The organism is Hymenobacter guriensis, from assembly GCF_015773195.1.
Classification (GTDB): Bacteria; Bacteroidota; Bacteroidia; order Cytophagales; family Hymenobacteraceae; genus Hymenobacter; species Hymenobacter guriensis.
In genome coordinates this window covers 65,937-87,949 of the sequence record NZ_JADWYK010000010.1, presented here as the reverse complement: position 1 = coordinate 87,949, position 22,013 = coordinate 65,937, and the positions used below count along the sequence as shown (strand labels likewise).

The window sequence follows — 22,013 nt, the reverse complement described above, 5'->3', positions numbered from 1 at the left end:
TGTGTGAGGCTGCAGGAGAGGTAGTAGGCCGTTGATTATTAGCTGTGCCATGCACATTGAAAGAGGCGCTGTTTGGTCAATCAGACAAGACGATGAGCGTCGGGAGCAGGAGCCAACTACGGTGAGCTAGCGGGCAATCCGCTGCATAAGGTGACCTTGTGGCGCTATCGGCAAGGGTAGCGAGGTCTGTAATTATAGCCATAGGCCATGAGCGACCATACTCTGAAACACCCCCGGCTCCTTGAGGGGAGCATGCGGCTGTTTCGATAGTGGAAAGCCTACTGAGTGTACGATAGAGCCACGCGTGATACGTATAGTAAGCACCGTTTAAGCTAGCGTTGAGCTTGCTCGCTGCCCGCCTCCACTACGCGCAGACGTTCGGCCAGGCGTTCGAGTGCTAAGGTGGTCTGCGCCTTATATATAGTGACCTGCCCTTTGAGCGTATCGTTTTCCGCCTTCAACTCCTTAATCGCCTCAAGGAGCACAGGCGTGAGTTGCACATAATTGACGGATTTGTAACCCTGCTCGTCGGTGCGCACCAGTTCCGGGTAGACTGCCTCCAACTCCTGAGCCAGCAGGCCCACCTGCTCATCGCCGGGCTGCCCGCCATGCTGAACACCCAACGCGTTCCAGCGGTAACGCACGCCACGCAGCAGCTGTACATGGGCCAGCGCCCCGCTTAACGGGCGAACCTGGGTTTTAAAGCGGGCATCTGACGTTAGATTGAGGCTGGTAGCCGTGACACTGCCTTTGAAAATGCCTGAACCGTTGGCGTTCAGGAGCAACGCATCGACCAGGTTGCCGCTGTTGCTGGTCCGGAATTGCAGGGCGATGTTGGTGTCCGTGTTGGGGGTAGGCACGCTGGCCTGCACGTAGGCGGTGCCACTGGTGCCAGAATAGGGTGCTAGCAACAGTTGGCCGGGTAGGTACACACTCTGTTCCGTACCATTGGCAGGGTCGTCTACTAGATAGGCGTCGCCGCCGCCATTCACATCAAGATGGCCTCTTGGGGTACCAGGACCAAAGCCAACATCGCCGCTCGCGCTGATGCGCAGGCCCTGGCTGCCGTCATTGCCCACCAGCTGATTTGGCCCCAGGTTCAGGTTCTGGGTGGCAATATGATTGCCCAGGTTGTCGGCCCCAAGGCGCACCCATCCCGCGCCGTCGTAGGCGTAAAGGCCAGGCGTATTATCTGTCTGGTAAATCACTAGGCCTGCCACCGGCGCAGCCACGCTACCGGTGCCCAGAGCATCGCGTTGGACCAATGATAGGCGCGGCAGCAGCAATCCTTGGGTAGTGCTACGCACCTCAAGCGCTGCTGAAGCGTCCGGCGTGGTGGTGCCAATGCCCACGCTTCCTGACTGAGCTTGGGTGGCAAGCGGGAGTAGCGCACCCGTAACTAGCAGCAGGCAGCGAAAAAGCCGAGTAGTGGACAGCATCATAGCAAGAGGGGCTAGAGTTGTGGCAATAATCTCAAATATATGGACTTACAGGCGGCAGTGGCGATTTTGAATAGGCCATGCGGCTATGTTAGCAATTCAAGCCAGTCAATAGAGTACTCGCCCCGGCCAAGCCTGGTAGCTTGGGTCAGTTTACATAGATTTTCATTTGCAGAGGTGCTATACGGCTAGTATCTACCGGCATGTAGGTTACTATCCTTCTGTATGCTAGTTGGCTGAAAATGACCTTTTTTAGGAGCGCCACCGGTGCCTTGTTCTATGGACGCGCTCCGGCTAATTCGCTGCAAAGGCAGCTTTGTCGATTTTGCTGGTTACAGGGAAATTTGGCCGGAGCCCCTCCGGAGCGCGACCGGAGTACTAGTGGCTATCGGCCGGGGTGTTGGCTGGAGAAAACGCCGGGAAATGAGCCGGGAACAGAGTGCATTACTAAGTATACAATGCTGAGGTGGTCCAGTTAGGCTGGACAGTTTAGGGCACTAAATTGAAGAAGCTGTTGGTGAGCGTGATACGGCGTCTGGTAGTCAATGCTGGAGTGCAGGCGCTCATGATTGTAATAGTCAAAATAGTCGGCGACGCTGGTCTGCGCGTCGGCCAGGTCAGCAAAAACGGGCCGCTCACGGACTTCCAGGACCTCCGTTTTGAGGCGCGACCACAGACTTTCGGCCTGGGCGTTGTCGTAGCAGTCGCCGCGGCGGCTTTGCGAGCGCAGGGCCTGGTGGTCGTGCAGTAGTTGGCGGTAGGCGTTGCCGCAGTACTGCCCGCCACGGTCCGAGTGGACGAGCAAGCCGGGTGTGGGCGGCTGGGACCAAAAAGCCCGTTGTAAGGCGCTGGTCACCAGTTCCTCGGGCATGGTGGCTCCGACCCGCCAGCCGACTACCTGCTTGCTGGCCATGTCTTGAAAAGCGCACAGGTAAGCCCACTCGCCGTTGGCCAAGGGCAGGTAGGTGATGTCGCTGACCCAGACCCGGTTGGCCTGCGTGGGTTTGGGCTGGTCCAGCAGTCGGTTCGGCGCGCACCGCAGCCCGTGGGTCGAATCGGTGGTGCGCGGCGTAAAGGCTTTCGGCTGGAGCGCGTGCAGGCCCCGGCGGCGCATGGCCGCCCGCAGGCGCTGACGCCCCACCCGGTGCCCGTTTTTGCGCAGCGCTACCTGGAGGCGGCGCGTGCCATAACAGCGCTTGTGAACCCCGAAGACCTTGACCAGCGCCGTTTCCCAGGCCGGCTCCGGCCGAGTTACAACCTGTTGTTGAGCCCGTTGCCACGCATAGTAGCCGCTGGCCGGCACTTCCACCAGCTGGCAGAGTAGCCGCACCGGGTGCTGGTCCCGCTGCGCCTCGATGAAACGGTAGCGGCTCATTGGTCCGGTGTCTGTGAGAGCCTGCGCTTATAGCAGGCAACTGGCAATGGCTTTTTTTAAAATTTCCAGTTCCTGCGCCTGCCGCCGATTGGCGGCCCGCAGTTGGCGCAATTCGGCGGCGGTGGCCGGGTCCAGTTCCGCCCCACGAGCGGCGGCCACTGGGGTCAGCGCTTCCTTCTGCCACTTATAAATGCGTTTAGGGTCAATACCCAGGGCGCGTGCCGCGGCCTGGGTCGAGCGGCTTTCACTGGCCAGGCGCAGGGCCTCGGCCCGGAAGGCGGCATCGTAGCGCCGGCGTTTGCTAGGTTGGGGGCTGTCTTTCATGACGTTCGAAAGATAAGGCCCTATTCTGTCCACATTTACCCGACCACCTCATGCGTACTCTTAGTTATTTTCGGTGCAATTCAGGTGTATTATTATAGGGTTTCCTGGACCAGATGCTCTTCCTCAATAATGTAGCAGCTGAGCTTGTCTTTCATGCGCCGGAGCGTGAAGACCGTGGATGGTAAGCGTGACCGTAAAAATGTCGCCGGTGCTGTGAATGTCCAGCGTATGCTGGCCTGGGTATAATAGCGTCAACCTTTTTCGGACGTTAGGCAACCCAATACCGCCGGGCGCTTCCAGCACAACATCAGGTTTTCTGCCGATGGGGTTGTGTACGCTGAAGGCCAGCGTATCTTCTTGTATCTCCACCCTAACCTTCAGGTCGCCAGGTTCCAGCCGTGCGGGGCTGTGCTTGTAGGCGTTTTCCAGTAGGTGGATAAACAGCAAAGGGGCAATAGAGCAGGCTGCTGTCTCCCCCGCTATCTGCAGGTCGACCACCGGACTGTTCTTGTAGCGCAGCTGCTGCAAGCTCACATAATCCCGTAAATAGTCCAGCTCCCGGGCCAGCGGTACTGTAGCCGCGTTCGACTCATAAATCATATAGCGCATCAAAGAGGCCAGCTGCATAACGGCTTCCGGGGCGGCGGGTGCTTGCTTGTAAACCAGCGTATGGATGTTGTTGAGGGTATTGAACAGAAAATGCGGGTTGATCTGTGACTTCAGGTAATTGAGTTCGGTCTCCACTGCCTGTTTTTCCAGTTGCTCTTTCCGGATAGTATTCAGCACTAATGTCTCGGTGACGCGGGCCAGCAAGCCCAGGACGAGAAAGATGGGCACGGAAGTAACCAAGTGCATGGCATAATAGTCGAATTCAAACGGCCCGTGGTGGAAAAGCAAAAAGAGAAGAGGCCCAGTTAATACGATTCCCGCCAGTTGCAGCCAGTAGCCTCCTCCTTTCCTCTTGCCAGCATAGCGGGTTAGAAGATAGAAGTGACTGTAAAAGACATACAGGCAATTCGCGATAAACCCCGCAGTGGTGCTACGCCAGTGGACATCCCCTTTCCCCCCTAGTTGCAAGACCACCAGCAAGGTGAACAAGACCCAGACGACCAGGTGAATCAACCAGAAGATTTTTTTGACGCGCTCCATCACACAAAGGTGGCTTTTAGACTGCGGCCTGGGCCACTGTTTCGACCAGCTTCGAAGGCTAATCTACGAGATAGCAAAAGGAGCCTGCCAGTGCTTTGATGGAAGCAAATCCCTGTCTGGTAGATTGGTTTAGCGCATCAGTATATCCGTTTTCGCATTCCGATTTGGCAACAGGTGCTTCGTGTAGAAATAGAGGAAGCGGTGCCAGTTACGGTGCTTGACTTTTCTACTATCTAAAATTCACCGAAGCAAAACCGATAAAATGGGAAAGCATCCTTTGGGCCTCTTTATCCGCAACGTCTCCAAAAAGTATGCGAATGGCGTGCAAGCCCTGCATAATGTGTCATTGGACATTCCGCCGGGCATGTACGGCCTTCTCGGGCCGAACGGCGCCGGCAAATCCACACTGATGCGCACGTTGGCCACCTTGCAGGAGCCAGACGCGGGCGAAATTCACTTGGGCGACATCGACGTGGTCAACCAAAAGGAAGCCGTGCGCCAGACGCTTGGCTATCTGCCTCAGGAGTTCGGCGTGTACCCCAAAGCAAGCGCGGAGGAGCTGCTGGACTACTTCGCGGTACTGAAAGGCCTTACCAACCGGGCCGAGCGCCGCGCCACCACCGAGGCCCTGCTCCGGCAAACCAACCTCTGGGACAAACGCAAGCAGAAACTCGGCGGCTACTCAGGCGGCATGAAGCAGCGCTTCGGGGTGGCCGTGGCCTTGCTGGGCAACCCGCAACTCCTGATTGTAGACGAGCCCACGGCGGGCCTAGACCCAGCCGAGCGAGTTCGTTTCCTCAACCTGTTGAGCGAATTGGGCGAAAACAGCGTGGTCATCCTCTCCACCCATATCGTGGAAGATGTGGCGGAACTGTGTACCCGCATGGCCATCATCAACAAAGGACAGATTCTGTTGGAGGCCCAGCCACTGGAGGCTGTGGCCGCGCTGAAGGGCTACATCTGGCGCAAGCTGACCGACAAAAGCGCTCTGCCGGCCCTGGAGCAAGAGCACCAGATTATTTCGGCCAAACTGCTCAGCGGCCGCACCTTGGTGCATGCCTACAGCCCGGAAAGGCCCGGCAATGGGTTCGATGCGGTAGAGCCAGACCTAGAAGATGTCTATTTCAGCACCATGGCGGGCTGCTTCGGCCCGACTGGCCAGCAGCAAGCGGAGGGACAAGCGCGATGAAGCTCCAAACAATTTTTGCGCTGGAATTCCGCTACCAGCTGCGCCGGGCCACGACCTGGCTCTATTTCGGGGCCCTGCTGGTCCTCGCATTTCTGATTATCGTGGCCAATTATGTTCCCGATGCGCGCGACGGCTACTATTTAGCGAATGCGCCCGTCGTCATCGCGTCGGTGGCGGTGGTCTGCAGCGGGTTTTGGCTGGTGATTGGGGCCTCCGTGGCGGGCGAGGCGGCCGCGCGCGACGTGCAGACCCGCATGCACCTGCTCACCTACCCGGCCCCTACCAGCAAGGCCGCCTACCTGGGCGGACGGTTCGGGGCCGCGCTGGCCCTTAATAGCCTGCTGCTGCTGGCAGTGCCGCTCGGCGTTATGCTGGCCGTGTACTGCGCCGGAGTGGAGGACGAAGTCCTGGGTCCGTTCCGGCTGGCGACTTACCTGACCACCTGTTGTTTTTTCCTGTTGCCTAACGCCCTATTCGGGACGGCCATTCAGTTCTCGGTAGCGGCGCTCGGCCGCCGGGCCATGGGCGCTTATCTGGGCACCATCATCCTCCTGGCGGCGACTCACCTGCTCGGCTACGTGCTGCCCGAGGCCGGGGAACGGCGTCATCTGGTGGACGTCATGGGGTTTACCCCGATGACGAAGTGGAGTACGCTGGAGCGGAACACGCGCCTAGTTATGCTGGAAGGTTCCTTCCTTCTCAACCGCCTCCTGTGGCTCTCCACTTCGCTGGGCCTGCTGGCGCTTACGTATTTCCGGTTTCGGTTCGCGCTGCCCGAATCCAGGCAACAGGAGCCGGCAAGCGAGCCGAAATCACCGGTGACGCTCCAGGCAAGCCTGAGCGGAGGCACCGGGGAGGCGCGGCCATTGGTGCGGCGGACGTACGGTTGGGCCACGCAGCTGCACCAGTTACGCTTTCTCACGGGGCAAGCCTTTCAGCAGCTCGTGACAAGTAAGGCGGGCTTGCCCCTGCTGGCCGGCCTGGCCCTGGTGTTCGGGTTGACGTTGCGCGGCAATCTGAAGGGCCGGGGCACGCCCTTGCTGCCCCGCACCGACGTTGTGCTGCATCAGCTAACGGTTCCCCTGACGGACGTAGAGCCTCTGTGGATGCTCGTGGCTCTGCTCACCATCTTCTACGCCGGCGAGCTGGTGTGGCGGGAACGGGAAGCCCGCCTCAGCGACATTGGAGGCGCGGCGCCGGTGCCGGAATGGGTGCTCTTCTGCGGCCGGTTTCTGGCCCTGGGGCTGGTGCTGGTGGTGTGGCTGGCCTTGCTGATGGTAGCCGGCGTGGTGGCGCAGGTGGCCCTGGGGGGCACTCCAGAAATCGGGCTGTACCTGCAAATGCTCTTTGGGCTGCAATTGGTGGACTGCCTGCTTTTCGCCCTGCTGGCTTTGCTGGTGCATGTGCTGGTCAATCAGAAATTCGTGGGGCACCTGGTGGCGCTGCTGGCCTATGGCTTCATCGTCTTCGCTCCGAAATTGGGCATTGAGCATAAGTTGCTGCTCTTTGGCGCCAGTCCGCTCTGGACCTATACCGACATGGCTGGCTTTGGGTCGACATTGGCGCCGTGGCCGTGGTTTAAAGCCTACTGGGTGGCCTGGGCGCTGCTGCTGGCGGTGGGGGCGCGGCTGTTCTGGGTGCGGGGCCGGGAGGAGCGTCCGGCGGCGCGGCTGCAGCTCGCGCGGCGGCGCCTTACGCGTTCTACCGTCCTGTTTGCGGGGGTGGCTGGGGCAGGTATTCTGTTATTCGGTGGATTTATCTTCTACAATACCAACGTGTTGCACGATTATACGCCCGCCGCCAAAACCGCGAAGCAGCGGGCCGCCTACGAGCTGCGCTACCGCCGGTACCGGAATAGGCCCCAGCCGCAATTGACCGCCGTCAAGTTGCACGTGGAAATCTATCCGACGCAGCGGGCCGCGGCGATACAGGGCACCTACCTGCTGGTAAACCACAGCCCCGTGCCCATTGACTCGGTGCATGTGGCGACGGGGACGGAAATGGGGGTAGAAACCGCCGCCCTTGCCTTCGACCAGCCGGCCAAAGCCGTGCTCGTGGACGCGGAGCAAGGCTACCGCATCTACGCTCTGGCCCGGCCCCTGCCCCCCGGCGACTCGCTGCGCCTGCGCTTTCGGATCACGCACCGGGCGCGGGGCTTTTCCAACGACGGCGCTGACGCGTTGGTGCTGGCCAACGGCACCAGCTTCGGGAATAGGGAGTGGCTGCCGGTCATCGGGTACCAACAATACCGGGAGCTGGACGAGGCCAGCGCCCGCAAAGCGTACGGTCTGGCCCCCCGGCCCGCCACCTACTCCCTTTACGATACGGCGGCGCGCCGCTACGCCCCCTTTCCCGGGCTAATCCGCTTCGAAGCCATTGTGGGCACGGATGCCGGCCAGACAGCGGTAGCGCCGGGCACCTTGCGCAGGACCTGGACCAACGCGGGCCGCCGCTACTTTCACTACGCCACCGACGCGCCCATCCGCAATGAGTACACCTTTTTCTCGGCCCACTACGCCGTGCAGGAAGGGACATGGCGCGGCCCTGAGCAGAAGCAGGACGTGGCCATACAGATTTACTATCCCCCGGGGCTCACCGAAAACCCGGTGCGCATGGTCCGGAGCGCCCAGGCGTCGCTGGACTATTATTCGAAGCAGTTCGGGCCCTACCCGCACCGGCAGCTGCGCTTTGTGGCCCAGCCCAGCTACGGCTTCGGCCACCACGCCTCGCCCATCGACATCACGGCGAACGAGGGCTTTTTCCTCCTAAACCCGAAGAAAGATAAGCGGGGCTTCGACCTGGTGACGGCCGTGGTGGCGCATGAGGTGGCGCACCAGTGGTGGGGAAACCAACTCAAGCAGGCCTACGTGGAGGGTGCCGGTCTGATTTCCGAAAGTCTGGCCTGGTACTCGGCCATGGGCGTGGTAGAGAACAAGTATGGCCCGGAGCCCCTACGGCGGCTGCTGAGTTTCCTGCGGGAAGAAAACGAGACCCCGCGCTCCCGCGCCGCCAAGCCCCTGCTGCAGGCCGACGACTTTTACCAGAACTACCGCAAAGGCCCCCTGGCGCTGTACGCGCTGAGCCAATACATCGGCCGGGACCGGGTCAACGGCGCACTCCGGCAGTTGTTGGCCCATCACCGCCCCGGCACGCGCCCCTTCGCCACGTCGCTGGACCTCTACCAGGAACTGCAAACGGCCACGCCGGACTCGCTCCAGCCGCTGCTGCACGACCTATTTCGGACCAACACCTTCTGGGAGTTGAAGACGGAAACCGCCACCGCCAAACCGCTCACAGGAACCCGCTGGCAGGTAACGCTCACCGTGCAGGCCAGCAAACTGGTGGTGGACAGCGCCGGCACCGAGACAAAGCAACCGATGAAAGAGTGGGTAGAAATCGGCGTTTTCGCGGCGGCACCGGAGAGCGAGGAAAAAGGGAAGCTGCTATACCTGCAGAAGCACCTCATCACATCCGGCCAGCAGTCCTTAACCGTGACGGTACCGGGAAAACCTGCCCAGGCAGCCATTGACCCCAACTACCTCCTAATTGACTGGAACACGCTTGACAACGACAAAGCGGTGAAGATGACAAGTCAAGTTCAGTCCCGGTAAGCCACCGAAAACGTTTATGAAGGAATTTACTGTTAAGAACCGTTTTAGACGTGCACTACGCTCGGTTTGCCTGCTGTTTGGGCTGTGCATTCCAATGCTTTCCCCTGCGGCTTCTGTTCTCCGGCAGGCTCCCGAAACTCACATCATTGCCGGGGAGGTAGTAGACCAGCGTACCGGGCAAGCCATTGCTTATGCCAGTATTGGTATTGTTGGGGAAGTACCCGGTACTGTCAGCAGCGAAGCCGGGAAGTTTTCGTTTAGGGTTCCTGCTTCACTGCAAAGCAAAACGGTGCGGTGCTCCGCGCTGGGCTACCAGCCCCAAGAGTTGAAGGTAGGGGAACTACTGACCGCGATGGCTGCCCAAAAGGCCGTTCGCATCGCCCTGGTGCCCCAAGCGGTGCAATTGGCGGAGGTAAACATAAAAGCCACTAAGTGGAAGACGAAGAACCTGGGGGGCCATGCCGGCCAAAGGGCCATGATTCACCATGATTTCGCTCTTTCTCAGTTGCCCCTTCAGGAGAATTTCGGCAATGAAATGGGTATCCGGATGAACAGCGGCCGCCGGCTTGCTTTCCTTCAGCAGTTGAATTTCTGTTTATCGAGCAATCCGTATGAGATGGTTAAATTCCGGGTCAACGTGTACTCGGTCAACGCGGGTGTGCCTTTCGAGAACGTCTCCCCCCGAGACATCTACGTCACGGTGCAAAACAAGCAACAGGGCTGGATTGCGGTCGACCTGGCGCCCTACAACCTGTATGTCGAGCAGGACTTCGTGCTTGCGTTGGAATGGATAGACTGCCTGCCCAAGGAAGAAAGCTTATCCCTGACTATTCCCGGTGCATTGCCTGGCTTCCACGCTATCTACCACAAAGACACGAGCCAGGGGAATTGGCGAAAACTGCCCCCCATGGGCATGGGGATGAACGTGGTGGTACAGTGCGAAAAATAAGAGTCGCCGCATTGCGAGCCCAGCCTGGTCATTCTCTCAACCCCTATCGTGGAAGACGAAGACATGCCAAGCATACCAAGTGCCTAGGGTAGCAATAATGCAAACAGGGCAGCAACCACGTAAACCACTACAGGCATGAAGTTCCGGACCATTCTTTGCTTCGAATTGGCCTACCAAGTACGCCGTCCCTGGCCCTGGTTGGCCTTCGGTATCCTGCTTGCCTTCAATTTCCTGACGACGCGGGACTCCGCCCTGGCCGACGCGCTCTACGAAGACTTTTTTGTCAATTCGCCGTTTGCCATCGCGACGACCACGGTCATCGGGACCTTATTTTGGCTGGTGCTGGCCCCGGTCATCGCCGGCGAAGCGGGGGCGCGGGACGTGGCCACCGGCATGTATCCGCTGACCTATACCGCCCCCATTCGCAAAGCTGACTACCTTGGAGGACGATTTCTGGCTGCGCTGTTACTCAATTCGCTGGTGTTGCTCGCCGTGCCAGCGGGCGTCCTGCTAGCGGTCTATTCGCCCGACATGAATGCCGCCGCCGTGGCACCTTTCCGGCCGGCGGCCTACCTGACGGCCTATGCCTTCATCGCGCTGCCGAACGCCTTCGTTGGCACGGCCCTACAGTTCGCGCTGGCGCTGCGCAGCGGCCGGCCGATGGCCGCCTATCTGGGCAGCCTCTTGCTCGTCTTCATGGGCTGGTTCGTTTCCACCTTCGTGCGCTTCGTGTTCCTGGAGCGGCTGGGGATGCTGCTGGACCCAGTCGGCATCAACTTCGTCGTAGAAGATTTGGCGCATCTATGGACGACGACCGAGCGGAAATATCGCCTGCTGGCCCTAGAGGGCAATGTCCTCCTGAACCGTCTGCTCTGGCTGGGAGTCGGCCTGATAACCCTCGCCCTCAGCTATCTGCGCTTCGGCTTTGCCCATCGCCAGGAGCGCATGTGGTGGTGGCGCCCGCTGCGCCGGCGCCCGGCGCCCGCTCCAGCGGAAGTGGACAGCGACGTGCTGCGGGACGAGCCCATCGTCATTCCGCTGTTTGCCCGCACGTTTGGTCTCGCCTTCCATGCGCGGCAGGCGCTAGCTATCGCCGGCACCTCTTTCCGCACGATGGCCACGAGCGGGGCCGGCCTGGCGCTGCTGCTGGTCGTGCCGATGCTGACGGTAGCCATTGTGGTCGACCAAATGGAAGCCATGGGTACCCCGCTGGCCCCCACGACCACCCGTGTGCTGAGCGAACTAACCGCCCCGCTGTCGGCCGAGCTGAGCCGGTGGGTGATTGTCCCGCTGCTCCTCATATTTTTCGCCGGCGAGCTGATCTGGCGGGAGCGCGACGCCCGGCTGGGCGAGCTGACCGACACCTTGCCCGGGTCGGATTGGGCCCCGCTGCTGGGCAAGTTCGCGGGGCTCGGCCTGATGCTCGTCGTCTTCACGGCGCTTCAGATGGCGGCCGGCATGGTGGCCCAGCTGGTGCTGGGTTATCAGGACTTTGAGCCCGGGTTATACGTGAAAGTGCTGTTTGGGCTGCAGTTGCCCGAATACCTGCTCTTTGCCCTGCTCGCCTTGGTGGTACACGTGCTGGTGCACCAGAAGTACCTCGGACACCTGGTGACGATGCTGGCCTACGCGTTCATTGCCGTGCTGGCCACGATGCTGGACATTGAGCACCACCTACTCGTCTACGGGGCTGGCCCGAACTGGTCCTACACCCCTATGCAAGGCTTTGGGGCGTCGCTGGGTCCATGGCTGTGGTTCAAGCTCTACTGGACCGCGTGGGCGTTACTGCTCGCCGTGGGGGCGCGGCTGCTCTGGGTACGCAGCCGGGAAGCCGGCCTCGTCGCGCGCATGCAGATGGCGCGCCGACGGCTCACGCATTCCACCTCATGGGTGGCGGCCGCAGCCGTGGGGCTCGTGCTGGCGATTGGGGGCTTCATCTTCTACAACACGAACGTGCTGAACCCGTACCGTTCTGCTACTGAAACCACGGCCCGGCGCGCCGAGTACGAGCGACGCTACCGCCGCTACGAGCACCGCCCGCAACCGCGGCTAGTGGCCACCACCTTGCGCGTGGAAATCTATCCGGCACGGCTAGCAGTGGAAGTGCGCGGCTCCTACCGCTTGGTGAACAGTAGCACCTATCCTATCGACTCCATCCACGTGGCCACGGGCACGACCGGCGTGGACACCCGGGCGCTGCGCTTCGACCGCCAGGCCACGCTGGCCGTCCGCGACGACGCGTACGGTTACCGACTGTACACGTTGGCGCGCCCGCTGCCGCCCGGCGACACGCTGCAACTCGACTTCGAAATGAGAGCCGCGCCGCAGGGGTTTACCAACCGGGGCATTATTTCCTCGGTGGTAGCCAATGGCAGCGCCTTCACTAGTGCGGCCTGGTTTCCCATGGTCGGCTATCAGCCGAGTCGGGAATTGGTGGGCGCGGCCGACCGGCGGGCGTATGGACTCGCGCCGCGCCCGGTCGTTCCATCGCTCGACGACCCGGAAAGCGGCGAGTCCGCGGCGAGTGGCGGCGGGACCGCCTTCGAAGCCGTCGTGGGGACGGACGCGGATCAGGTAGCAGTGGCGCCGGGAGCCCTGCGCCGGACCTGGACCCAGGGGAAACGCCGCTATTTCCACTACGTAACTTCGGCCCCCATTGGGGGCGAGTGGGCCTTCTTCTCCGCCCAATACGCGGTGTACAAAGGCCAGTGGCACGACGTAGCCATCCGCATCTTTCACCACCCGGCACACACTGCGCACCTGGCCCGCACCCTGCGCAGCGTGCAGGCATCGCTGGACTACAACAGCCGGCAGTTCGGGGCCTACCCGTATCGACACCTGAGTATCATCGAGCACCCCGAGCGTCCCGGCTCATCGCTGCATGCCGAGGCCGGCATGATTTGGCACGGGCAGGGTTTTCCCTTCTGGAAGCCGCAGGACGAAGAGCGGGACCTAGACCAGCCCTACGCGGTGATGGCCCACGAGATGGGCCACCAGTTTCAGCCCTGCTACGCCTTTGCCGAGGGCGCGCCCTTGCTGAGTGAGAGTTTTGCTTGGTACAGCGCCCTGCAGGTAGTGCGAGCCTCGCGCGGAACGGACCAGCTGCGGCAGTTGCTGGCGTTCATGCGGCAGCCTTACCCGTTCCAACCGATTCGTCGCGGCGAATCCTTGCTGCAGGCGCTCGACCCGTACCTGGCATACCGTCGGGGACCCTTTGCGTTCTACGCCCTGAGCGAGTACATCGGTACGGACCGGGTGAACGGGGCTTTACGGCGCCTGATTGCGCAGCACAATTCGGCTGGAGCGCCCCCGGCGACGACGCACGATTTGTACCGAGAGTTGCAGGCCGCGACGCCCGACTCGCTGCAGTACTTGCTCCACGACCTGTTCGAAGTGAATACCTACTGGAACCTGAAGACGGAGCGGGTTGTAGCCACCCCTGCCGGCGCAGGCACTTGGCGGGTAACACTCGACGTGCAGGCCCGCAAGCGGGTGTACGACCATGCGGGCGTCGAAACCGAGGTACCGACCAACGACTGGGTCGAAGTGGGAGTATATGCTGCTGCCAAGGAAGGCCACGACCGGCTGAGCTCGCCGATTTATGTGCGGAAGCATCACCTCCAATCCGGCCCGCAACGAATCACTGTGACGGTGCCGCGCAAGCCGGTCCTGGCCGGCATCGACCCACGCATGTTGCTCATTGACCTAGAACTGGGGAATAATACAGTAGATGTAAAGCCCTGATATTCTGAAGCAGTGTTGGCTCGCTGATCTACTGAAGTTTTCCTCCTTGGCGGCGCCCCCGCCTCTTTTACCTACCAGTCGGTTGCCGTGATCTCCGAAGGATTTAACAAAACCTACGAGGGCTTGCGGTATGTGCTCTCCAAAGGAGATCCAGCAGCGGTAGTCGCGTTGCTATTGCAGTTATTCGAGCCGACAACGTTCGTAGGGGAGGAAATCGACTACGACCAGGTTGAGTGAGATAAGGTGTCAGCAGCCGACTTGCTGGCGGGAACAGCCGTGTATTACCATATTCCGGCTACTGTGTATACCCTGGCAGCGACGACTTTCGCCAGGTCTTTGACTCGGATGAATTAACCTAGGAGTGCACCTACCCTAGCTGGGCATGGGATCGGAAAGTAGGAGAGCATTACGGGTTCAATGAGCTGCACATATTATACGAATTAAGTCGTTTACATGCCATCCTGTCGCTGACCAGTAAGGGGGTATTACTGTATCTGCTCTGTCAGCTGAAGAACGATGATATCTTTCCTGCCTAAGTCCTACAAATTCAGGTTAGCGCCCATGTGGTGATAAACTGCACATATTCCAAGGCCAGTCCTGTACCTTCAATTATGATAAGGGACGAAAATTAGCTGGAACTTGCCGTGATTACCTCTGGCTAGTACGTCTAAAATCCAATTTAGGCAGGCTACTCGCGCGGGCGCGCGCGCCTCCGTTCGGCGCCAAGTCGCTACCGAGCCGCAACCGGTTCCAGTAGTGGTGCTCAGAACGTCTGAAACGACCGCTTCCCCGTGCGAGCATACAGGTTTCTACACGCCTCCATCCACCTAGAGCGTGTTATGCACTTAAAGGAAAAATTGCGGCATCGGCCAAACGGCTAACGCCAAAGGAAACCCGCTGTGGCACTTTCGCCGACAGGTTGGCCTGTTGAATCATTCCATAGCTGCAAAAACAGGCGAAGAATGTGCCTTCATTGGCTGGAAAGTTCATAACACGCTCTAGCTATTGATTCAGGATTAATCAACAGAGCAAAGTGCTAATATTTATGTACAAAGTCATTGCTTAATTTGGATTTATAACTCATTTTGAGCGGCTTTCAGTATGTAATATCATGCTAATTCCACTATGAAAAACCACTGGCGAATTACTATTCCTTTGATCGGGTTAGTTATTATAAACAGCTGCCCGGTGCAAGCGCAGTTTGTTAACAATGTCGTTAGAGAGCTTAAGAGAGGGGGAAAGAATATAGGTAAAACTGTAGAGAAAGGGGTGCGTGACGTCAAAAACACAGCTGGCGTTGCCATCAACCAAGTAGGAAGAGCAACAGGTCAAGCCGCAGCCGTCGCAACTAGAACGGTTGAAAATGGGCTTCAAGACGCAACCAGAACTGCAGGCAAAGCGGGCAAGGACATAGTTGCTGAGACTGGCAGGGTGGGGCACCATACAATCGACTTGGGGGAAGCAGTGGGCATGTACGTGGAGCGCAACGTTAGCGGCACTGTTGAAACCCTGAGTGATGCAGAAAATAGACTTCGTGAGGGTAAAATTTTGGACGCCATGTTTCATGTTGCCCTCGATCCACTAACGAAACAGGAGGAGGCTGCTTTTCTAGCTACGCAGCAAAGCGGTTGGTTGAACACGGCAGGGGCTACAGCTGCAAGTGCGTACGGCGGGCCTGCCGGAGCAGCCGCTTATGCATCGTGGCAGACTTACAAAGCAACTGGTGGCAACGCGGAACTCGCTTTGCGCGCGGGTATTATTGCGGGCCTAACCAGCAACAGCATGCAAGGTGTAGGCGCAATGCCTGTTGATGCTACCAAGAAAGCAGTTTTAGCCGGCTCCATTGGGGGCTTTGCCATCGCAGCAAGTGGCGGTGATGCCGACGACATACGCGATGGCTTTATAAAAGGTGGGGGGATGGTATTGGTGCAGGACGCCTATTTGAATTATACGAATCAACCATTGGATACTTCGCCAGCGACGGGCGATCCCTACTGTATGTCGCCCAGCGATCCGTCGTGTGCCTCATTAAAGAATGCATATTTTAGGGACCCAGACGGCAAACTTCAGTTTGACCCCTCGCGCCTCAATCGCAATGCTTCCTTCGTGGGTATAGGTTCAGACCCCAATAACCCACCACAATTTGGCACATCAATACCCATGGCATCAGACCAATCGACACTTATGCGCGCCGTTGCAAAGGTGCCGGGTATGAACGCGATGGGTCTGTTCCATGACAAATGGGTTGTAAGCTGGGGGATGAGCGCTGCCGCCAACAAAGCCACTATTTTCCCAGCCATCGTGCTTACCTACACGGGCACCGATGCTGCGTTAACTAAACAGATTGCAGAAACTATTGCCTCACAGCAAGGAGCTATACAACGCCCGCAGCCACAAGGCGGAAACAACGGGTTATCGGTGCCCGCCAGCAATAGGCCAGGAAGCCCTCTGCCTTCGGGTATGAATGGGACAGGCCTGGTGGGATTACCGCCTCTTGAACTGGCGGCCTTAGTGGATGAACCTACCCCGCCAGAAATATACAGCGGACGCCATGCAACAGCACCAAGTGGATCAATTTTGTATGTGCGCAATGTTGCTAACGGAGGCATGGTGCGTGTTTACATCATTGGCCCAGTTTCAACTGAAGATAAGAAGGCTGGCATTACTATGCGATTATCACCACGCGCAATGAGCGAACTTTCAGCCGTGGGCAACCAGGTCTGGGTGGAAACTGAATACGAAGACGTGTCATTGGACGCATCTATTATTACACCTAACGGCGATGGCATCGACGACAAATTGGTTTTCAATAACCTCAGGGACGGTAAGTGGCGCCTGACAATTCCATTTCAATTCGGCAATGGCATTACCTATGATAACCGGGACTATAAAAACGATTGGATTCCAAACTTGCCAGCTGGGCCTTATACTTTTTGGCTCGAAAACATAACGCCGGGGCAGATGTCACGGGAGTATATAGGTCGGTTCAACATAGTACGATAAGGGCGTCTCCTACCTTCCCGCATCAACACAGGCCTTTTTCTTGTGAGCTATGGGTAAATTCAGTATAGTCCTGCGTTTTTTAGATTACCACCACTTTATGCGTTCTACCTCATGCAAAAGGTCTAACGCAGGTTAAAGTAGGACCCTGTCGGTAGATTGCAAGCATCGGATACCTTCATGCTGTCTTGCTGCAGGGCTGGGCCGGTGAGAGTGATCGCTTCAAGTCCGCGAACTAGCTAGCCAAGCTTAACGCGGTGTTGGATCCTTGCTTGACCCAGAGCATTTGGTTATGGTCTACAGAGCTGTAATCTGTGCATAGGGTGCTGAAGTGTCCAGCTGGCGTCCTCAGCAGGCTGGCCAGCGCCGGGTTAGTAAAGGTCGAGCTATCCACCTGCCCTGCTCGTCGGTAGGCGTAAGGCGTGCCCACCTCCCGGGCGAAGTCCTGTAGGGCAGCGTAGTCGGGCGTACTAGCTGCTGCGGTGTAGACGCTCAGGCCCTTCGCGAGCAATACATGGCAAGTTGATGGCGGCGGGGCGGAACTATGTGTGGCCGCGGCGATACACGCAGTGAGTGTGCACAGCATACAAGACAGGAAGAGGCGTATTAGATCGGAAGCTACACCGATTCCCTTTCTTCGACGACAAGACTGCTGGTTGAAGAAGGAGATTTAAACAGTTGCTTTCATTCGGGTTGAATCGGCGGCCTCTTCCCTACCCCACCCGGAGTCCGGCACTACCTAAGCGGACAAGCTGGAAGGAGTCGACTATCAGCGGTCCGATACGTGCTTTTATGTAAAACAGGAACGCTTCCTGTAGCGGCACCCATTCCACTCAAAGCTCGGCCGTTTAACCTTTGTACCAAACTTTTAACCAAGGCCAGTGGTCGCGTATTACCCGGGCCTTTTCGTGGCTGACCGCGGCTATGATTCTGACCCGCTTGTCGCGGCCCTGGCCACCCACAGGACATGCACCTTAATTACGCCCCGGCGCAAGCGTCTCCACCCACGCGCCTACGACGCGGTCCGCTATGCCCAGCGCCATCCTGTCGAGCAGCTCACCAGCCGCCTCAAGCAGTTTCGCCGCGTAGCCACCCGCTATGATGGCCTTCTTATAGCAGCCGGGGGATAAATTTACTCTAAGGATATATCCTATATTGCATGTGGCTCAATATAAAACATTTGCTGTTCTAGTGTGGGTCAAAAAGTTAGGCCCAATAACCCAAAGAGCTGTTTGTTTTTGAACTGCCTTTCTGAACCTCATTTTTTTGAGTTATTAGATTGACAGGCTCTAATTTCTAAAGGACCAATAAGTTACGGCTTTTTGAACCTGGCTTGAAATTGCTTACAGTAAATTTATCCCCCGGCTGCTATAAGAAGGCCGTGGTGTTGCCGGGCGTCTCGTTGCTGGCCCGGCTCATTGCGCGGGTGCGGGAGAGCACGGGCCGGTCGCTCTACCGTCAGCTGCAGGCGCGCCTCAGCGGTGCGCAGCGCGACCAGTTGGATGCGCTGCTGGTTGCCTCGCCCGGGGAGCGGCTGACCCCGTTGGAGGTGCTGCGCACTTCGCCCACCCGCGTGTCGGCCCCGGCCCTGGTGGCCGCCCTGCGGCGCCTGGACCAGATTCGGGCGGTGGGCGTTAGCACGGTGCCGGTCCAGGATTTGCCGGAAGCGCGGTTGGCGCGCCTGGCCCGGCACGCCCAACTGGCCTGGGCGCAGCCGCTGGGACGCCTGGGCGAAGAGCGCCGCCACGCCACCTTGCTCGTGTTTGTGCAAACCCTGGAGCGCACAGCCACCGACGACGTGCTCGACCTGTTCGACAACTTGATGACCACGCTGGCCCTGCGCGGGGAGACCCGCCGCCGGCGCGAGCGGCTGCGCACGCTCAAAGACCTGGACGCGGCGGCGCTGGTCTTGCAGCAGGCCGTGCAGCTGCTGCTCGACGACGGGGTGCCGGCCGCGTCCCTGCGCCAGCAGGTGCTGGACACCGTGGGCGAAGCCCAATTGCGGGCCGCCGCCGAGGTCGTGCAACACCTGGCCAGCGACGAGGACCCCGCCCTGCAAGTGCTCAGCGGCAGCTACGCCTCGGTCCGGCGCTTTCTGCCGGCGCTGCTGGCTGGCATTTCCCTGCAGGGAACGCCCTCGGCCCAGTCCCTGCTCGCGGCCTGGCACTTTCTGCAAGCCCAGGAAGCCGGGGGCCGGTGCCGGCCCAAGTGGGCCGCGGCCCCGCGTGCGGTGGTGCCCAAAAGTTGGGCGCGGCGGGTCTTTTCGGCCAAAGGCGAGGTGAATCCGCAGGCATATACCCTGTGCGTACTCGACCGACTGCACCAGGCCCTGCGCCGTCGCGAGGTCTTTGCGCCCGCGAGTGAGCGGTATGGGGACCCGCGGGCCGAATTGCTGCGCGGCGAGGCCTAGGAATCCGCCCGCGAGGCCGTGGCCCGCGCCCTGGACCGCTCCACCGACCCGGCCGTGGAATTGGACCGCCTTCGCCAGCAGGTGCGCGCCGCTTACCAAGAAGTGGGGGCGAACCTGGCCGACAACACCGCCTTGCAGGTGCTGGAAGAAGACGGGCAACCCTACATCGTGCTCACCCCCCTGGCCGCGCAAGCCGAATCGGCCGGCCTCACGCGCCTGCGCCAGCAACTGAGTGCCCGCCTGCCGCCCGTCGAGCTGGCGGCCCTGCTGCTGGAAGTGGCGGCCTTCACCGACTTTACAGGAGCCTTTACGCACCTGGCAGATGGCCAGCCGGCCACGGCCGACCTGCCGCTCAGCCTCTGCGCGGTCCTGCTGGCGCAGGCCTGCAACATTGGCCTGAAAAGCGTCGCCCGGCCCGAGGTGCCGGCCCTGACACTGCCGCACTTGGTCTGGGTGCAGCACAACTACCTGCGGGTGGAAACGCTCACGGCCGCCAACGCCCGGCTGGTCGACGCCCAGGCGCAGCTGCCCCTGGCGCAGCACTGGGGCGGCGGGGAAGTGGCTTCCGCCGACGGCATGCGCTTCGTGGTGCCCGTGCGCACGATTCACGCGGGCTGGAACCGCAAATACTACGCGGCCGAGCGCGGCATCACCTACTACAATTTCACCAGCGACCAGTTCTCCGGCTTCCACGGCATCGTCATTCCCGGCACCCTGCGCGACTCCCTGTTCTTGCTGGCCGGGCTCCTGGAACAGCAAACGAGCCTGGACCCGCGCGAAATCATGACCGACACGCACGGCTTTAGCGAAGTGGTGTTCGGCTTGTTTGCGCTGCTGGGCTACCGCTTCAGCCCCCGCCTGGCCGACCTGGCGGACCAGCGCTTCTGGCGGTTGGAAAAGGAAGACGATTACGGCCCCCTCAACGAGTTGGGCCGCCACGTGGTCAATGCCCGGCTCATCGCCGAGCACTGGGACGACATGCTGCGCCTGGCCGGCTCGCTCAAACTCGGCAAGGTCAAAGCCACCGCCGTCATGCGTACCCTGCAGCGGGCGGGTGCCCTCTCGGGCCTCGGGCGGGCCGTCGCGGAACTGGGCCGGGTGGAGAAAACGCTGTACCTGCTGGCCTACGTGCAGGACGAGGCCTACCGCCGGCGCATCCTGGTGCAGCTCAACCGGGGCGAGGGGCGGCACGCCGTGGCCCGGGCCGTCTTTCACGGCAAGAAGGGCGAACTGCGCCAACGCTACCGCGAGGGCATGGAGGACCAGCTGGGGGCGCTCGGCTTGGTCGTCAACGCCGTGGTGCTGTGGAACACCCGGTATCTGCAACAAGCCCTGGAAGAGCACCAAGCCACAGAAGAAGCCCCGGAACCCGGCGACGTGGCCCGGCTCTCACCCCTGCTGCACGAACACGTCAACATGCTCGGCCGCTACGACTTCACGCTGCCCGAACGCGTGGCCGCCGGCGAGCTACGGCCGCTCCGCAACCTGGCCAACTGGCAGGAACAGCTGGTCGAATTTCCCTAACGTTGTTTTCCGTTCCTACTATTATTGTGCGTCCCCGTATCCGGTGGCAACGGGCACTACCCGGTCCCAACACGCCAGCCTCCGATGTCAGCTCCAGGGCGCTCCCTGCCCGTCAGCCCTGGCGGCTGGGGTTGGCCGAAGGGTCCGCTGGGTAATCTTCGGTTTGTTCGAGCAGGTGCATGGCCCGTACGAGTGGGTCCCACTCAGGGCCACGGAACAGCAGCCGGAACCAGCGCCGGTGACGGTTTTGGTAGCGCACGTTGACGAACAGCCAGCCGGCGGCCAGGGTGAACAGCAGCGTGGTGCCCAGCAGCAGCGCCAGTTGCCAGGGGGCAGCCGCCCGTAGCAGCCCCTCGGTCCAGAAGAACGTCGTCCAGGCGGGCAGCTGCAGAAAGCCCAGGCGCACCACCCACAGCGTGGAGGCTTGCAGTCGGGCCACCCGCCGCTGCGCCGTCATCACCGACTGCCCCGCATCGACGCGCTGCACAAGCACCAGTTGATACAAATAGAGGCCCATCATCAGCTTGGTCAGCAGCACCTGCACGGCGGCTGATGTCAGGAAAAATGGGCTGGCGACGGCCCAGACGCGGTAGAGCAGCAGGTCAACGGCGGCCACCCAGACCAGGCCCAGCAGCACGCCCACCAGCTTGGCCGGCCGTAGCGGCCCCAGCACGCGGGCCAGAGGCGGCAGGACCGCTGCTGACGGGGGCAGGGCGGGCAGCGGAGCATCGGCAGCGGCCTGAGTTTGCTGCCAGAGGTGTTGAAAATCGTCGTTTTGCATGGTCGTCAGGCGGGTTGGCGCGCGAAGCGTTGGCGCAGGTGCTCTTTGATTCGGCTCACTTTGGTGGCCACGTTGCTTACCGAAATGCCCAGGATGTCGGCAATGTCAGCGTGGCTCTTGCTTTCCAGGTACAGCAGCATCAGCGCCTTGTCCAGCTCGCGCAACTCGTCGATGAACTGCTCCAGCTGGCGCAGCTGCTGCTCCCGCTCGGGGGCCTCCGCCTCGGGGGGCTGAGGCACCTCGGCGGGCAGGGGGGCGCGGGCGGCGTGGCGGGCGGCGTGCTGGCGGTAGAACGAGATGGCCGTGTTCAGCGCCACCCGGTACACCCAGGTGGAGGCGGCCGCTTGGGCCGGGTTGTAGCGCGGCAGCGCCTGCCACAGCCGCAGCAGCATTTCCTGTAATAAGTCCTGCCGGTCGTCTTCGTCCCGGCAGTAGGCGCGGGCTACTTTGTGCAAGATGCCGCGGTGCTGCGCCAGCCAGGCCGGGAACTGCTGCGGAGTGGGGGCAGCTGTCATGGG

Annotated in this window: 15 protein-coding genes; 8 read left to right on the top strand and 7 right to left on the bottom strand. The window is 60.4% G+C overall.

What is annotated here, in order from left to right:
• Positions 1–332 precede the first annotated feature (332 nt).
• The 4 genes from I5L79_RS15890 to I5L79_RS15875 all read right to left on the bottom strand — a co-directional run bounded on the left by I5L79_RS15890 (position 333) and on the right by I5L79_RS15875 (position 4,287).
• Positions 333–1,442: a tail fiber domain-containing protein gene (locus I5L79_RS15890; protein WP_196956053.1), complete on the bottom strand. Its 1,110-nt coding sequence runs from the start codon at positions 1,440–1,442 to the stop codon at positions 333–335.
• A 472-nt stretch (positions 1,443–1,914) separates the two neighbouring features.
• Positions 1,915–2,814: an IS3 family transposase gene (locus I5L79_RS15885; protein ID WP_196956052.1), complete on the bottom strand. Its 900-nt coding sequence runs from the start codon at positions 2,812–2,814 to the stop codon at positions 1,915–1,917.
• Positions 2,815–2,841: 27 nt separating this feature from the next.
• Positions 2,842–3,138, bottom strand: coding sequence for a transposase (locus I5L79_RS15880; protein ID WP_196956051.1), 297 nt, complete (start codon positions 3,136–3,138; stop codon positions 2,842–2,844).
• Positions 3,139–3,261: 123 nt separating this feature from the next.
• On the bottom strand, positions 3,262–4,287 hold the full coding sequence (locus I5L79_RS15875; RefSeq protein WP_196956142.1) for a sensor histidine kinase: 1,026 nt from the start codon (positions 4,285–4,287) through the stop codon (positions 3,262–3,264).
• 277 nt (positions 4,288–4,564) lie between these two features.
• On the opposite strand from I5L79_RS15875, the gene I5L79_RS15870 reads away from it, so the two are divergent.
• The 4 genes from I5L79_RS15870 (at position 4,565) to I5L79_RS15855 (ending at position 13,780) form a co-directional block, all read left to right on the top strand.
• Entirely contained in the window at positions 4,565–5,476 is a 912-nt protein-coding gene (locus I5L79_RS15870; RefSeq protein WP_196956141.1) for an ABC transporter ATP-binding protein, read from the top strand.
• Positions 5,473–9,087: an ABC transporter permease/M1 family aminopeptidase gene (locus tag I5L79_RS15865; RefSeq protein ID WP_196956050.1), complete on the top strand. Its 3,615-nt coding sequence runs from the start codon at positions 5,473–5,475 to the stop codon at positions 9,085–9,087. The genes I5L79_RS15870 and I5L79_RS15865 overlap by 4 nt, the downstream gene beginning before the upstream one ends.
• 16 nt (positions 9,088–9,103) lie before the next feature.
• Positions 9,104–10,036 carry a carboxypeptidase-like regulatory domain-containing protein gene (locus I5L79_RS15860; RefSeq protein WP_196956049.1) on the top strand — a complete coding sequence of 311 codons (933 nt, stop codon included), beginning with the start codon at positions 9,104–9,106 and terminating at the stop codon, positions 10,034–10,036.
• Between the two features lie 696 nt (positions 10,037–10,732).
• Entirely contained in the window at positions 10,733–13,780 is a 3,048-nt protein-coding gene (locus I5L79_RS15855; RefSeq protein ID WP_231403144.1) for an ABC transporter permease/M1 family aminopeptidase, read from the top strand.
• Between the two features lie 837 nt (positions 13,781–14,617).
• Here I5L79_RS15855 and I5L79_RS15850 read toward each other — a convergent pair.
• Positions 14,618–14,770 carry a hypothetical protein gene (locus tag I5L79_RS15850; protein ID WP_196956047.1) on the bottom strand — a complete coding sequence of 51 codons (153 nt, stop codon included), beginning with the start codon at positions 14,768–14,770 and terminating at the stop codon, positions 14,618–14,620.
• 135 nt (positions 14,771–14,905) lie between these two features.
• Here I5L79_RS15850 and I5L79_RS15845 point away from each other — a divergent pair, with 135 nt between their 5' ends.
• From I5L79_RS15845 to I5L79_RS15830, 4 genes are all read left to right on the top strand, one after another.
• On the top strand, positions 14,906–16,783 hold the full coding sequence (locus I5L79_RS15845) for a hypothetical protein (protein WP_196956046.1): 1,878 nt from the start codon (positions 14,906–14,908) through the stop codon (positions 16,781–16,783).
• A gap of 878 nt (positions 16,784–17,661) precedes the next feature.
• Entirely contained in the window at positions 17,662–17,910 is a 249-nt protein-coding gene (locus tag I5L79_RS15840; protein ID WP_394368812.1) for a transposase, read from the top strand.
• A 203-nt stretch (positions 17,911–18,113) separates the two neighbouring features.
• The gene (locus tag I5L79_RS15835) at positions 18,114–19,190 is read left to right on the top strand and encodes a hypothetical protein (RefSeq protein WP_196956044.1); all 1,077 of its coding nucleotides are present in this window, start codon (positions 18,114–18,116) and stop codon (positions 19,188–19,190) included.
• Between the two features lie 18 nt (positions 19,191–19,208).
• Positions 19,209–20,714 carry a Tn3 family transposase gene (locus I5L79_RS15830; protein ID WP_196956043.1) on the top strand — a complete coding sequence of 502 codons (1,506 nt, stop codon included), beginning with the start codon at positions 19,209–19,211 and terminating at the stop codon, positions 20,712–20,714.
• A gap of 112 nt (positions 20,715–20,826) precedes the next feature.
• Here the strand turns inward: I5L79_RS15830 and I5L79_RS15825 are convergent, their stop codons facing one another.
• Both I5L79_RS15825 and I5L79_RS15820 read right to left on the bottom strand, forming a co-directional pair.
• Positions 20,827–21,495, bottom strand: a complete 669-nt coding sequence (locus tag I5L79_RS15825) for a hypothetical protein (protein WP_196956042.1) — start codon at positions 21,493–21,495, stop codon at positions 20,827–20,829.
• 5 nt (positions 21,496–21,500) lie between these two features.
• The gene (locus I5L79_RS15820; RefSeq protein WP_196956041.1) at positions 21,501–22,010 is read right to left on the bottom strand and encodes an RNA polymerase sigma factor; all 510 of its coding nucleotides are present in this window, start codon (positions 22,008–22,010) and stop codon (positions 21,501–21,503) included.
• Between the last annotated feature and the right edge of the window lie 3 nt (positions 22,011–22,013).

Bases quoted from the DNA above. Each gene is read 5' to 3' on its own strand.
- I5L79_RS15890 (WP_196956053.1), bottom strand. From the start codon at position 1,442: ATGATGCTGTCCACTACTCGGCTTTTTCGCTGCCTGCTGCTAGTTACG.
- I5L79_RS15885 (WP_196956052.1), bottom strand. From the start codon at position 2,814: ATGAGCCGCTACCGTTTCATCGAGGCGCAGCGGGACCAGCACCCGGTG.
- I5L79_RS15880 (WP_196956051.1), bottom strand. From the start codon at position 3,138: ATGAAAGACAGCCCCCAACCTAGCAAACGCCGGCGCTACGATGCCGCC.
- I5L79_RS15875 (WP_196956142.1), bottom strand. From the start codon at position 4,287: ATGGAGCGCGTCAAAAAAATCTTCTGGTTGATTCACCTGGTCGTCTGG.
- I5L79_RS15865 (WP_196956050.1), top strand. From the start codon at position 5,473: ATGAAGCTCCAAACAATTTTTGCGCTGGAATTCCGCTACCAGCTGCGC.
- I5L79_RS15860 (WP_196956049.1), top strand. From the start codon at position 9,104: ATGAAGGAATTTACTGTTAAGAACCGTTTTAGACGTGCACTACGCTCG.
- I5L79_RS15855 (WP_231403144.1), top strand. From the start codon at position 10,733: ATGGGCTGGTTCGTTTCCACCTTCGTGCGCTTCGTGTTCCTGGAGCGG.
- I5L79_RS15850 (WP_196956047.1), bottom strand. From the start codon at position 14,770: ATGAACTTTCCAGCCAATGAAGGCACATTCTTCGCCTGTTTTTGCAGC.
- I5L79_RS15845 (WP_196956046.1), top strand. From the start codon at position 14,906: ATGAAAAACCACTGGCGAATTACTATTCCTTTGATCGGGTTAGTTATT.
- I5L79_RS15825 (WP_196956042.1), bottom strand. From the start codon at position 21,495: ATGCAAAACGACGATTTTCAACACCTCTGGCAGCAAACTCAGGCCGCT.
- I5L79_RS15820 (WP_196956041.1), bottom strand. From the start codon at position 22,010: ATGACAGCTGCCCCCACTCCGCAGCAGTTCCCGGCCTGGCTGGCGCAG.